A 13,548-nucleotide genomic window follows, 5' to 3' on the forward strand; every position below is an offset into this window, starting at 1 on the left:
TAATGTCCTTTACTTAATTTAGGAGATAGGGAAATGAAGAAGTGTTCAATACTTTTAGGACTCACATTAATAAGTTCATGTGCTTTTGCAATGGATCAATCAAATATGGGACAAATGTCTGTGAATGAAAATCATTGTCCTAAAGATAAAAAACAAACTGCAGCACTTGAAAAAGAATACCTGCAAATGATGCTTACTCATCACCAACAAGGAATGCAAATAATGGAGCTAGCTATAAAAAAATCTCAAAATCCAAAAATAGTGGCTATTTCAAAGAAAATGCTCGCGCGGCAAGGCAGGGAAGTTGTTAAAATGAAAGAACTACTCAGTAAATTACCCGCTACCTCTGCAGCCAATTATCAAATTCCTGGAATGAAACCTATGGAGATGAAGTCGTTTGACCAGCTTTCAGGCAAAGAGTTTGATGATATGTATATAAGTGAAATGAGTGATCACTTTAAAGGAGGCATGCAAATGACGGCTTACTTACTAAAATGTAGCCATGATCCCAAGATTAGAGAAATTTTGAAATCAATCCATAACAAACAATCCGATGTTCAGAAATTAGAACAGCTGCATAGTTAAACCTGAGGCAATATATAATCAAATCAGCCATTCTTGCCATTGAGAATGGCTATAACAATTTGTATTTTTGGTTGCTTCTTGTGGATAAATACAATTGGTCGGATTTTCCTATATTAGATCCTCACGCTGCCTTAAAATAGCCTAAGCAAGCCTGGTTGCCTGCTGATCAGATCTCAGTCAAATTTTTGATCAAGAGATAGCCTTCTACACGCTCTTGGAATTTAAACCAACCACCCCAGAGCGTTTTCCAACTGGCTTTTCCTAATTTCTTTGTGTCTGTCCATCCGCCTAGTTTTGCAATAGATTTATAAATCCACTCTGCATCAAGCTATATTGCAGGAAAGAAGACCGCCGACTTTTTTAAGATTTTCTTTTCGATTTTCAGGCGTTTATTTTCTTCCTGCAGGCGACGTATCTCTAATTGTTCTGCTGTTAACTTGCCATTTCCTCGAAATGCTTGCCCATCTTGTTCTTTGTGTTCTTTTATCCATCGACTTAGTCGCGCTTGAGCAATGCCTAAATTATTTGCTGCTTTTGTTACCCCATAACCTTGTTCTAAAACGAGACTAATTCCATCCGGCTTAAATTTGGGGGGTATTTCTTTCTTATCGGCATTACTTTCTCCAGTTAAGTGCATTATCTCTTAACTCGGGTGGTCAAATCTATTAAACCACGTAAGTACACATTAGGTCATGAAGCGATTATAATCCGATTAATTTGTAACTTATTTCATTACTTTCTAAAAATATTGGTAATGCTGGAGGACAGGTAACTTAGCAATCTTATCAAAATGCAGCTTGGCTGTTGAAAAAGATTATAAGTTTATCCATCCTCTTGGTTCCCGATGAAAAACCTTTTCGTTTTATCCAGGAAATCTAAAAGCGGTTAACGCTTATTTTCTTATTCGATTCGTCAACTGAGCGAACTCTTGTTTGTCTTCACAATCCGAAGCAGAGAGAAAATTGTGTAATCGATGTCACGTTACGTCTTTATGTATTGCAAGGAATTAAGTAATGAAAAAAAATCGTCAATTTGACTTTAGAGAAGAATATTTTATTTTTTTTATTAAGGAACGGGTATCCAAAATGGTTCACGATCTACGTGAATTGCATGCCTTTTTAGATTTTTATGGTGTTCTGAGCGATGAGCTAAGCAATAAAAGTACGGAACTCTTATCATATAAAAATATTCATATCTTTCTGTCCTTAAAAAAGAGGATAGACAATCCAAATAAATTTTATAACCAAGATGTTTTTTTTGCTAAGATTGCCTCTCAAAAGATAATTGATAAAGAACAACTTGGGAAACATTGGGCTGATTTTTTTTTAGTGTGCCAAGAACTCCAAACAACTATCGTCAACACTTTTGATAATAGACTTCGCTTTACTGATAAAAGTCTTAACGCAGGAGACATATCCAAGCCGAGTATTGAGGATGAGCTGTGCCAATTGATAACACATCTTTACAGTCAAATCAGGGAGTTAAAGTTAAAAACTCATGAATTAATTGTGTTTTTGAACGCTTATGAATTAACTGAAGAAAAAACCTCAGTTTCTTCTGTTATACCATCACATGAAGAGCATCTTTTTTTTTCGATGCCAGAAGAAGTACTAGTCAGTATTTTGACTCATTGTGATATAGAAGATTTATTAGCCGCCCAGATTGCATCAAAAAATTTATCGAGAGTGGCAGCAACAGCTTTTGCGGTCCGCTTTAAAAAAAATCCAGCTCAGGTCATATCTCATTTAAGTCAAATAGCACCCAAAGAAGCTTATGACTTTGTTGAAGGTTATCGATGTACAAGTGAATACAAGGCTCTAAAAAGCCTGGTTGAGAATAAAATGCCGATGTCTGATCACGAAGTAGCATGTTACATGCTGACTCGACACCATAAAGCGCTCCCTGACATCGAACAGTTAATAAATGTCTCGAATGCGCCATATCTTGATGAGAAGACGAGAGTGCATCTACGTGTACTTACCCGACTTGCCCAGAAGGTTGATAAGCATTATCTCGATGCGAAGACGATAAGGTATCTACAAGAGCTTATCCAACCTCCCCAGAAGGTTGATAAACCATATCTCGATGATAAGACGAGAGAGCATCTATATGTGTATGCCCCAGAGGTTGATAGAGAAAAATCAACTGCATTATTCGATTTATTTAAGACAAATTTTCCTAAAACTTACCTCAATCTTTTACCTTTCATCAGCTTGATGGAGGTAGATCTGGCTGGAGCTGATTTATCGCATGCCTCGCTATCCCATTTTTGTTTTGGCTGGCAGGATATGTCTGCAATGATCTTGTTTCACGCAAATTTAAGCTATGCGGATTTGAACTCAAGTTTACTGAGTCAAGCAAATTTGCGGCAAGCAAATCTTCTCCATGCTATTCTGGTAAAAGCTTGTTTGGATAATGCTCTGCTTGAAAAAGCAAACTTAAGCCATGCGAATATGCGGAACGTCAAACTGAGACAAGCAAATTTGAAGCAGGCAATTTTGAGATGGGCTGATTTGAGTGGTGCCGTGTTTGAGGGCACTTTAATTGAGGGGGCTGATTTTACAGGCACAAACTTAGCCTATGCTCGGTTTATTAACGTGGATATGCGCACAATAGACTTAAGTCAACTCAATGTTGAATGGACTTATTTGAAAAAGGTGCGTCTGGTTTCTGAGGCAGCTCTTGAAGATCCGGAGAAATTGGAAGATTTTTTTAACTCATTTGAAAAAAATCTTGTGACTCATACTCCTGGAAGTAGAATGAAATGGCGTATCCAGATGTTAAAGGATCTGAAACGATTAATGATTCCATCTGCACTCAAGCCTGAAACAAAGATGCTATTTTTAAAAAAAATACTCGCTCATTATCCTCCTGAAACATTCTCAAGCACTATTTTTATCAAAAAGCATCCATTTAAATATCTGTTTGAACAATTTGAATTAACCCAAGTGGATCACTCAATGGAGGAGGTAGAGCGTCCCTTGCAAGATGAAGTAATTTCCATATTAGATGAACTTCAGTATCGTATTGATAATTCTTCTAGTGGTATGCGCATCTCATTGTTGGACTTAGAAGACCGATTTGCTCAATGTTTCTCCCAGGTTCCTAAATTAACTAACGTGAATCAAATTTGTCAGTTATCCAGCCATCATTTTTTTCTTCTTCAACTGATCTACTTCATAAACGCTCACAATTCAGTGTTGAACCCCTATTTAGTGAATTATCCCCAAAATAATCTGGGGGGGCCTCGGGATCCAAAGCATTATGCCAGTCAAATCTTTGATGGCCAGTTGTTTGACATTGAGCAGTTACAAACAATTCAACCCGAAGAGCTTGAGACTTATCTTTACGGGGATGAGGATTTTGTTATCAATCGATACGGCTCCTTAAGCTTGAATAGAGTCAAATTAGGCGGGCTATTGTTCAGTTATTATCCATATAAGAAAGGCACTTGCTCATCTGTTGAGATTATTGATTTTCAGAATAGGCGATTAAAATTTGTTTTTAATTTCCTTATGGGACAATGTCCTTTGTTACCAATAGAAATGTACTTTCCTTTGAACGTATTCGGGGATTTGGGGCGTAGAGCGACTTTTGACGCCAAGGATATCTTTGATATGCGAGCAGGGCTCGAACTGAGAGCAAGCATTACTTATTATATTTTTGCGACGCAAAAAGGCCCTATACCTGATTTGATTCCAATCAAGAGAATCGTGCCACGCCCTGAAAACAAAAATACTGAAGCCTGCATAAATGCTCGGGATGATAAAGATGAAATTCCTGATTTGATTCCAACCAAGAGAATCGTGCCATGCCCTGAAAACAAAAATCCTGAAGCCTGCATAAATACTCGGGATGATAAAGATGAAATTCCTTTACTGGGAGAGAACCGTTATGGCTTATATCACCGAAAAGAGAACAACGACTCTCGTCTATTGGTAGCTGAAAAAATGCTTTGCGTGCTGACGTAGGTAAATTTGAGGTCACTGTTTTGTGACCTCAAATCAAGCTTGTTGTTGCTTGTTTCATTGACGGCCCAACGACGTCAAAATTCGTTAGTAAGGACACCCAACAGATGTCGGATGACTTGTCATGGTTATTATTTAGAGTAACATCGAAAAATTCGGCTCCGTTGCAAAAACGAAGGCTAGTTTATACTTCAAGGTATACTATTAACCGGAAAACCGAATGCGCTCAACAAAACCTGTAGCATTTAAATGGCGTCATTTTCATGGAGAAGTAAGACGATTTCAGTCTATGAAGACTGCTTACGCTACTATTAAGGGATTTGAAATCATGCGAATGTTTAAAAAAGGACAGTTCAGTATTTGGATGTATGGAACACGGACTGAAGTGTCTATTATTAATGAACAATTTGGCCTATACAGCTGAGATCCGTCCAAAAGTTAAGATTTTTTATGTTGATTCTTTTTTGCAACGGAGCCGGTCGCCGAATAAATCACGACATATTAAATTGCAATAGAGCAGAGTATGGCGCAGGCATCATAAAAACGTTGGCGGATAGATTACAAATAAAATTTGCACGAGGTTTTGGATTACGAGTTATTCATCGTTGCGTGCAATTTGAAAGGCTTTTTTCCGAGGAGAAAATAGTTTTATCGCTAAGCCAACATCTTAAGTGGACTCATTTTGTATCTTTATTAAATATAAATAATCAGTTTAAAAGAGAGTTTTATGCCGAAATGTGTGTGTCGAAAAATGGAGCACAAGAGAATTATCAAAAAAAATTGATGAAATGTTATTTGAAAGAACAGCTATTGCAAAGAAACCTGAAAAGGTACGCTGTAGCCCTTATGTGGCATGGGTTACAGGCTTGTTTTAAAAGTGAAGTGACCCATTTGCACACGTATCTTGACTGCCTGCGTAAAATTTTAATCAGGGTAACGAAATATTGGCTTAAAGCTCGTCGCATCTTCCCACGTTATAGCAGGATCATTGCCAGTATCCCATTGTTTCCATGAAGCATTTTCTTTTAAACGATGTTGCGCTCGCATCAAATCCAAACTCTGTTGTAATGCAGCTAAATCTTGTGCTTCATAGAGGGTAAGATGTCGAGAAGGTGTTCTTCCTTGACTACTGTATCGCGTGCAAGCCGTCCAGGTTGGTACATCCGAAAGATTTCTGGGTAAATAATGATCTTCATACCAATCATCAAAAAGTGCTATTTTTTTAGGTATTACTTCAACACTCACCATAAAAAATGGATTGTTAAAAAGCGTTTTTTCCATACCTCGAGGATGTTGATAACGCTGAGTGTAAATACAGGCACTTTCCAAATGGTGCAAGTCATTGGTTTGAAACTTACTCCATTCAGCCTTTTCTTTTTCTCTGCCTGAGCGTTCTTTAATGGCTTCAAGAATAGAAGAGGAAGGCGTTTCGCTATCGCATCCATAGATAGTAAGAAATTGTTTATTATAATATCGAAGCGTACCCTCTACATTATGTTCTTGATAACGTCTTGCAAACTTAATTTCAGGAATAATTTTCATTAAATTTGGAATATAGCGGTGATGATAAAATTCATTAAAATCTGCTTCTTTTTCAGGAGAAATACTTAAGCTGACAAGAATTATTGTTTTATTAGTCATGAGTGAGTGCTCGCTAATGGGAAGCCAGTCAACACATTTTTATAAGCGTGAATGGTTACTTGTTGATAGGCTTTTACTTTTAAATAAGGTTCTTCATTCAACCAAGTTTCTGCTTCTTCAAGAGAATTAAATTTCGCAATAATTAATCCGCCCATTGGGACTCCAAGATGCTTTGTATCAAGCAAAGGGCCAGCTAAAAAAAGCCTTCCTTCATTCTTCAATTTTTCTAATCTTGCCACGTGTTCTTCTCGAACAAGTTTCCTTTTTTCGCTGGAATTTGCACTATCTATACAGATAAAAGCATAATAGTTTTCAAAAGAAAGTTCTTCATACATGGTCTATACTACCAAGTTTTAGCAAATACTAAAATTATAGCCTACATTTCCACGAATTTTTTGTAAGTTAGTTATCTTCCTTCTCTGGTTGTTGTCTTTTTAAATAATTATAAAACAATGGATTTCCAATTTTATAAATCTTACAAATTTCAGCCACTGTATTTTTTTGTTCGTTGTACATTTCAATCATACGTTTAATTTGCTGATTATCGAGCAGTGATGGTCTATACCACCCATATAGTCGAACGTCTATAGCAGTAAATCGAGATTTGAAATAGATTTAGAAGTTCATATTGAATTAGAAGCAGACTAAACATTTTTTTAATAGAGGCACCATTTGCAGAAAATTTCAGCACCAAGACCCATTAAAATTGCACTCTGTAAACACCCTATAAAATTTTTTAAAGGCGAATTGCATAACCCTTTGATTTATATGGTCGGAGTGACAGGAATTGAACCTGCGACCCCTGCCTCCCGAAGGCGATTTAAATTAATTCTCAATGCATTCCCATGTATCTCCATTGTAAAAATATTAATTATTTTCATGGTGTTATATTTGTTTTTGATGCATTGTCATTTATCGTCGTGTTACACTCTACAATAAATTTGCACTCTACATGCACTCTGTTAAATGAGTCAGGCAATGCCTGACTCATTTAAAGATACAGTTAAAGTACGTATCGTAAATTAAAAAATTTAAAATCTATGTCACTTAGTGTTATAATTATATAAAAGAGTTAATTCATGGATATTTTTAAAAACAAGGCATTCCACAATTGGACGGAAGATTATGGAATTGCTGATGCAATATTAATTAAAGCAGTGAATGAAATGAACACAGGCGCATTTGAAGCTAATTTAGGTGGCAATGTTTACAAGAAGAGGATTTCTCTAGGAAACAAGGGTAAAAGTGGTGGTGCCAGAACCATTTTAGCTTTCAAAATGAATGATAAGGCTTTCTTTATTTATGCTTTTGCTAAAAATATCCAAGACAATATAAGCGAAAAAGAACTTAAAGCATTAAAACAATTGGCAAAGGTTTATTTTAGTTTTAGTAATGAAGAGTTAAATAAGGCGATTCAAGAAGGTACCTTGTTTAGGGTGGAGATGCAAAATGGATAAATCAATTTTAGAAGTGGTGCATGAAACAGCTAAAGGGCTATATGATGTAGGACTTGTCGACGCGACAACAATGCATAAGTTTGATGAGTTATGCTTACCGCAAGTAAAGGAATTTACAGCAAAAGAAATTAAATTGATTCGCTTAAAAGAACAAGTGAGCCAAGCTGTATTTGCCAAATATTTAAATACTTCTGCTTCAACCATCAAGCAATGGGAGCAGGGGGAAAAGCATCCTCGAGGTACATCTTTAAAGCTATTGAATTTAGTTGCTCAAAAAGGTTTGTCTGTTTTGGTTTAATAATATGGACTTATTTACTTAAGGGTGACAGATGTTAGCTAAGATCAGCAATTCCCTAATCAAACAGTTAGTTCCTCGTGAAAAAGAATATGATGTCAGAGATATTAATCTGAAAGGTTTTCTTATCAGAGTTCAACCCTCCGGAAGTATGGCCTACATTTGTCAGTATAAAAGGGGAAGACGTGTTAACCTCGGAAAGGTAGGCGTAATCTCGGCAGCACAAGCTCGAGAAAAAGCTATTGAAGTATTAAGCAATTTTCATAAAGGAATTGAGCCGACAGTCAAAAAAGGAATTAACAAACCCAAAACGCTCCAAGAGTTTATCGAGAACGAATATAAGCCTTGGGCTTTGTCTCATCATAAACGAGGAGTAGAAACACTCGCAGCCCTCAATCGATGCTTTAAGAACCTATATCCTAAACCTCTTGCTGAAATTACCCCTGCTGTTCTAGAGCAGTGGCGTGTTAAGCGTTTAAATGAGGGTACAGCTCATGCCACAATTAATCGAAATATTACTACTCTTAAATCTTTAATCACGAAAGCGACTGAATGGGGATTTTTAAAGGAGAATACACTAAGAAATTTAAAACAATTCAAAGTTGATCGCTCACCGAAGGTCAGATACTTATCTTTGGAGGAGGAAGTGCGCTTGCGCCAAGCTCTTTTAGAGCGAGAAAGGCAATTGAAGCAAGAAAGGATAAGTGCAAATGAATGGCGCAAAGTGCGAGGTCATTCCTTGTATCCAGAGTTTGCAGATAATGAGCTTTTTGATTATTTAATGCCAATGGTACTTATCTCCATCAATACTGGCTTACGAAGAGGAGAGTTATTTAATTTAACTTGGGAAATGATAAATCTTTCAGAACGATCTCTTATTCTTGGTGGTGAAATTACTAAAAATAGCAGTTCTCGTTATATTCCATTAAATGACGAAGCCTATAATCTTTTAAATCAACTGTACAGCAAAAGTGAGCTTAAAAAAGGACTTGTTTTCCCAAGTAAAAATAATCAACCCTTTAATCACGTGAAGCGCTCTTGGGCTTCAGTTTTAGGAAAAGCCGAAATCGCTCAATTTAGATGGCATGATTTACGACATCATTTTGCGAGTAAATTAGTGATGGCTGGTGTTGATTTAAATACTGTTCGTGAATTATTAGGACATTCCGACATTAAAATGACACTAAGATATGCTCACTTAGCACCAGAATATAAAATCAATGCAGTTAAGAAAATTGACTGGTCATTTAAAAACAATGCAGTTCAAATTTAATCCACACCTTTTAAATTGATCTATCGATCAGGCAGGTGAATATTGATAGTGACAATTGGTACCTATCGATAAGAACAAATTGCTCTGACGGTAGTGATAAATAGTACCTACGGTCGATACAATTTGATCCTACGGTAGGTGCAAATTGCACCTAGCAATAACATAGATTACATACATAGATTACTTACAATAATTACACGCAAAATGAATGTAAAATTTTATTGCAAAAAATAATTTGAAGTTTTTAATAAATGTTAAGAACTTATCAAATTTTCATATCTAAATTTTTAATCTACACAAACTATAACAATCCATGTTAGATAAGTGCGTGTTTCTTGAGATAGATAACGTATCTTATCTATCTCAAACATAAATCTATCGAAAAAAAACAAAAGCAGAATCTATTAAATAGCTCGATCTCTAAAATCAGAAAAATCAAAAATTTGGGATAGATAAGATTTTAATAGAAGGGAGTTTGCAATCTGCACCCTGGGTATAATCTCTTCTCAGTTTATAAGTTTTATTGGCTTTTGGCCTTATAAAGGGTATTTTAGAGAAATATAGAATTTAAAAAGTGTATTGAGCGTATATGTCTGAAATTGTTCGGATCGTAAGAGTATTTCTAGCCTCACCTGGAGACTTGGGAGAAGAACGCGCACTGGTAAATGAAGCAGTTGTAGAAATCAATAAGCAAATTGGTCGTTACCACGGTTATATTGTTGAGTTAAAAGGATGGGAAGACACTCTTTCTGGCAGGGGAAGGCCGCAAGAAATAATTAATAAAGAACTCGACGAATGTGAACTATTTATTGGCATGATCTGGAAAAAATGGGGCACCCCTCCTAGTAAAGTTGGGCCGTTCACTTCTGGTTTTGAAGAGGAGTTTATGCGTGTCCTTAATAAATCAGAAGAAGAGCGCGCACCTGAAATAGCAATGTACTTCAAAAAAATTAATCAAGAGCTTCTAAATGATCCAGGTGACGATTTAAAAAAAGTTTTAGCTTTTAGAGATACCTTAATAAACGGCAAGAATGTATTGTTCCAAGAATTTACTCAGCCAAATAATCTGCAATCCCTTGTTCGTCATAAACTAACCAATTATATATTGGCTCTTGCTGATAAGGAAAAGAAGCATGAGGAAGTTGAGAGGTCACAATCAAAAAACATGGCAGCAAAAAGTGATCATGGAGTAGATGATCTTGCCCAAAGTCTGTTCACTGCGGAAGGGCATATATTTTTAGAAGAGTTTTTAGAGAGAACAAAAGTTTCAAATCGAGAAGAAATATCTCAATTAGATGTTGCTCGATTAAGACTATTATCCAATACTATAACAGTCTCCGGTAATGATAAGCCTTCTATAGGCCCCCATGACGCAAATATATTATTTCGAAATAGATTGGTATCTTATGGAGTAAATGAGATTTCAACTTTATTTGATGCTGGTTTGCAAAGTTTTCAACATGAAAATATACCCTTATGGCATTGGTATAGCAGATTTCATAACGAAGTTAGTGAAATTGGCTTACAATTCAAGTCTCTATCGGAAGATAGAATTGCAATTGGCGCTTTAGAAGTTATGAGACTTATAGGTGCATTTTTACCATCAGATGGAAAAGATTTAAATCGTAAGCTCTTTATCGATCATTGGTTAAGTGAGAATAATACAGACGACATAAAGGTCTCTGCCTTGCGATATTTAAAATATCATGGAAAAAATGAGGACTTGGATAATATTCAAAAAGAGCTAGATAGAGCCAATTCCAAAACTTTTAAAATTGCGTTAGAAGCTAAAATAGCAATCCAACTTAGATACAAAAAATCAGATGCTCTTAACACGATTTTCACTTACTCATTTGAAACTATTGATAAGAAACTTCTTTGTGAGGTTCTTTCTTTACCGCAGCCCGTTTCAGATGACCTGCTCAGAGCGGGACTTAAACATAGAAATAAAGAAGTTAGATTGGAAAGCCTTAACAGGCTAGTAAATAGCAACTCCCTAAAGCAAGGTGATTTGAAACAGCTTTATGATGATCCTAGTGCCCAAGTTCGTAAAAGAGCTGTTGAACTGACAATTTTTGCAGGCGAAACTTTTAGTGAAAAAGAACTAAAAAGCATACTTATTAAACCTTCTAATAGTGCGGGACTTCTTGGTGGGTATATGCAATCTGAGGAAGAGGCTGAGGCTGAGGCGTGTTACTATTCGCTTTTATTTTCTCAATACATGAAAATGCCTGAAGAAAAGTTATTAGGAGAAATTAAAGACGACTTTCCCTTTCATGATATTCCTTATTTGGCTCTTTGTGAAAAATACTTCAAAAAATATGCTAGTGCTCTCAGAGAAAATGTTGACAATCGATTTCAGAAACAGTTTGAAAAAATGATTAAATATTTAGAAGGTATTGGAGCTAGTGAAGAAACCATAAAAGACACTCGTAACCTGGAAGAATACATTAGAAAGAAACTGACACGAAGAGGGCTGGATCTTTTATGCAGGAACTCTCAGGTAGCTGATTTGGAAAGGGTGAGAGCAAACTTACAGTCTGGCTATATACAAAGCTCATATGATGAGATTTCGTATTTACAAAAACATGGAGAGTGGGAGGACATACCTTTAATTATTAACTTGGAAAGAGACAATGCCTCTCGACGAAATGTTTTAACTATTTTGGCAAAGGATCATAATTGGTATAAACATCTGGGTGGTGCTATCTATAACATTGGCAAAGATCGCCCTGATGATTTGTTTAATCTGGAAATGCCTTTTACAGTACTGATAGAAGTTATAAAACAATCCAATCCAGCAAGATTTTTAGAAATCTCACAGGCTACTATTAATAAACTTTTGAATAATGAGCATGATGGCATTAGGAAATACGTATCACTAAAAATTATTCAAGCGTTTAGTCAAACTAAAATAAATAAATTGCTGAATGAATACCTGGAAGAAGATTATCGTTACTACAATGTCATTTTTTGGCTTGATTTTGGAGTGTCCGTATCGAAAAAAGTGGTTAAATCGTCTGTTAATATAATACTTCGAGAAGCTTTCTAAATGTAAGAATTTAAAAAGAGATATATAGTGACTATCTAAAAATTTTGAAAAACTGACCTACAACTCTAAACTAGTAAATTATGTCGAAAAATTTTCTGTTTTCTTTATTTGGATAACCTAACACATTCGTTACCCTATCCCAGTTAATCTCATGTTGAATATAATAGCTGAGTAATGAGTAAGTTAATCACCATTTTGTTCTAGTATATCTTGAATGTCCTTTTTTTATTTTGAAATTATAATACTAAGTGATGTAATTAAAAGTTACTCTCGCACTTTGGCTAATAAGATATCCAAATTTTTATCATGGAATTCTTTCCATTTATTGTAAGCATTTAAACTTTCTTCGAACTTTGGATAAGTATCCTCATATGACATTTCACCATTATGATGTCTTTTTACTTGATCTAGCCATTCCTCTTCTAATCTAATATGCTCATCATAAAGACGTCGGTTCTCATCGAATATCTCAAAATCCTTTTCTGTTATATATTTCATCTTTTTTCCGTTAGTTGTACCTTTCATTTCTGAGCCTGGGTAAGATTATCCATATTAATTTTAGTAAAAAATTATCAATTTGGAAAGTTACTCTGCATAACCTGATTAAGCTTTGGGTAAATAAAATTTTAGACCCACAACATACTTTCAAGTGCGGCTTAAAGAGGAGAAGGGGAGTACAAATCATCAAATAATCATTTTAAGTCTGATTACTTTGAAAAGCAGATCGCGATAAAAAGTAATTTAATTAAGTACAAAGACAACTATATAGAAACTATTTATCAATCACCAACGTGCAATTGTATGCACTTAAAAACTTGATAATTTTTAAATTAAAATAAAGGCTAAACAACAAAATAATTTTTTAATAAATATCAAGATAACACACCTTTCGCATGTCATAAATATTCATTATAACTTATTGATTATTATATTATTAGTTAAAAAATTTCATGAAAATTTATGCAATAAATGCGGTGAATTGTGGTGAATGATTTGGTGAACGGAAAATAAATGAAAATGTATTTATTTTCCTATGGTAAATGGTGTTTTTTTGTGTTTTTCACCATTGATTCATCATGGTTCATCACAATTAGATAGAGATTTGCCTCAAACTTAGATTTTTTGGTTGTCGAATAAATTACGGCAATGCCCTTTAATTATAGGTTTGTTGTTGGCTTTTCCAATGTGTTTTCAATATTTGTGGTATTTATTTTGACCTTTCCCCCCAAAATAAGACCATGACATTGATGAGATTTCCATTAAAATTACAATATTGG

The 13,548-nt window shown here is 35.2% G+C and carries 10 protein-coding genes and 3 pseudogenes; 8 read left to right on the forward strand and 5 right to left on the reverse strand.

Going from position 1 to position 13,548, the window contains the following annotated elements; translation table 11 throughout:
* Positions 1 to 33 precede the first annotated feature (33 nt).
* Entirely contained in the window at positions 34 to 585 is a 552-nt protein-coding gene (locus BGO44_RS06925) for a DUF305 domain-containing protein (protein ID WP_058510669.1), read from the forward strand.
* A 166-nt stretch (positions 586 to 751) separates the two neighbouring features.
* Here the strand turns inward: BGO44_RS06925 and BGO44_RS06930 are convergent.
* Together BGO44_RS06930 and BGO44_RS06935 are read right to left on the reverse strand one after the other, a co-directional pair.
* A pseudogene (locus BGO44_RS06930) lies at positions 752 to 907 on the reverse strand (IS4 family transposase); the annotation flags it as partial.
* A gap of 30 nt (positions 908 to 937) precedes the next feature.
* A pseudogene (locus BGO44_RS06935) lies at positions 938 to 1,200 on the reverse strand (transposase); the annotation flags it as partial.
* Between the two features lie 398 nt (positions 1,201 to 1,598).
* On the opposite strand from BGO44_RS06935, the gene BGO44_RS06940 reads away from it, so the two are divergent.
* The 3 genes and pseudogenes from BGO44_RS06940 to BGO44_RS18555 all read left to right on the forward strand — a co-directional run bounded on the left by BGO44_RS06940 (position 1,599) and on the right by BGO44_RS18555 (position 5,567).
* A complete protein-coding gene (locus tag BGO44_RS06940; RefSeq protein WP_273198199.1) occupies positions 1,599 to 4,556 on the forward strand; it encodes a pentapeptide repeat-containing protein in 2,958 nt (985 codons plus the stop codon).
* A 277-nt stretch (positions 4,557 to 4,833) separates the two neighbouring features.
* A pseudogene (locus tag BGO44_RS06945) lies at positions 4,834 to 4,977 on the forward strand (IS6 family transposase); the annotation flags it as partial.
* Between the two features lie 26 nt (positions 4,978 to 5,003).
* Entirely contained in the window at positions 5,004 to 5,567 is a 564-nt protein-coding gene (locus BGO44_RS18555) for a DUF1016 N-terminal domain-containing protein (RefSeq protein WP_353743534.1), read from the forward strand.
* Here the strand turns inward: BGO44_RS18555 and BGO44_RS06950 are convergent.
* On the reverse strand, positions 5,478 to 6,194 hold the full coding sequence (locus BGO44_RS06950) for a hypothetical protein (protein WP_068310919.1): 717 nt from the start codon (positions 6,192 to 6,194) through the stop codon (positions 5,478 to 5,480). The two genes, BGO44_RS18555 and BGO44_RS06950, sit on opposite strands and share 90 nt — an antisense overlap.
* Complete coding sequence (locus BGO44_RS06955; protein WP_273198196.1) at positions 6,191 to 6,529, reverse strand: YciI family protein; 339 nt, start codon at positions 6,527 to 6,529, stop codon at positions 6,191 to 6,193. Before BGO44_RS06955 ends, BGO44_RS06950 begins: the two co-directional genes overlap by 4 nt.
* Before the next feature lie 744 nt (positions 6,530 to 7,273).
* On the opposite strand from BGO44_RS06955, the gene BGO44_RS06960 reads away from it, so the two are divergent.
* From BGO44_RS06960 to BGO44_RS06975, 4 genes are all read left to right on the forward strand, one after another.
* On the forward strand, positions 7,274 to 7,651 hold the full coding sequence (locus tag BGO44_RS06960) for a type II toxin-antitoxin system RelE/ParE family toxin (protein WP_273198193.1): 378 nt from the start codon (positions 7,274 to 7,276) through the stop codon (positions 7,649 to 7,651).
* Positions 7,644 to 7,949 carry a helix-turn-helix domain-containing protein gene (locus BGO44_RS06965; RefSeq protein ID WP_273198191.1) on the forward strand — a complete coding sequence of 102 codons (306 nt, stop codon included), beginning with the start codon at positions 7,644 to 7,646 and terminating at the stop codon, positions 7,947 to 7,949. The genes BGO44_RS06960 and BGO44_RS06965 overlap by 8 nt, the downstream gene beginning before the upstream one ends.
* A gap of 31 nt (positions 7,950 to 7,980) precedes the next feature.
* Complete coding sequence (locus BGO44_RS06970) at positions 7,981 to 9,219, forward strand: site-specific integrase (RefSeq protein WP_273198190.1); 1,239 nt, start codon at positions 7,981 to 7,983, stop codon at positions 9,217 to 9,219.
* Between the two features lie 589 nt (positions 9,220 to 9,808).
* On the forward strand, positions 9,809 to 12,271 hold the full coding sequence (locus tag BGO44_RS06975; RefSeq protein ID WP_273198189.1) for a DUF4062 domain-containing protein: 2,463 nt from the start codon (positions 9,809 to 9,811) through the stop codon (positions 12,269 to 12,271).
* A 264-nt stretch (positions 12,272 to 12,535) separates the two neighbouring features.
* On the opposite strand, the gene BGO44_RS06980 is transcribed toward BGO44_RS06975, so the two are convergent.
* A complete protein-coding gene (locus tag BGO44_RS06980; protein ID WP_273198185.1) occupies positions 12,536 to 12,796 on the reverse strand; it encodes a hypothetical protein in 261 nt (86 codons plus the stop codon).
* Positions 12,797 to 13,548: the final 752 nt, after the last annotated feature.

Origin of the sequence: Legionella sp. 39-23, from assembly GCF_001897665.1 — a bacterium.
Taxonomy (GTDB): Bacteria; Pseudomonadota; Gammaproteobacteria; order Legionellales; family Legionellaceae; genus Legionella; species Legionella steelei.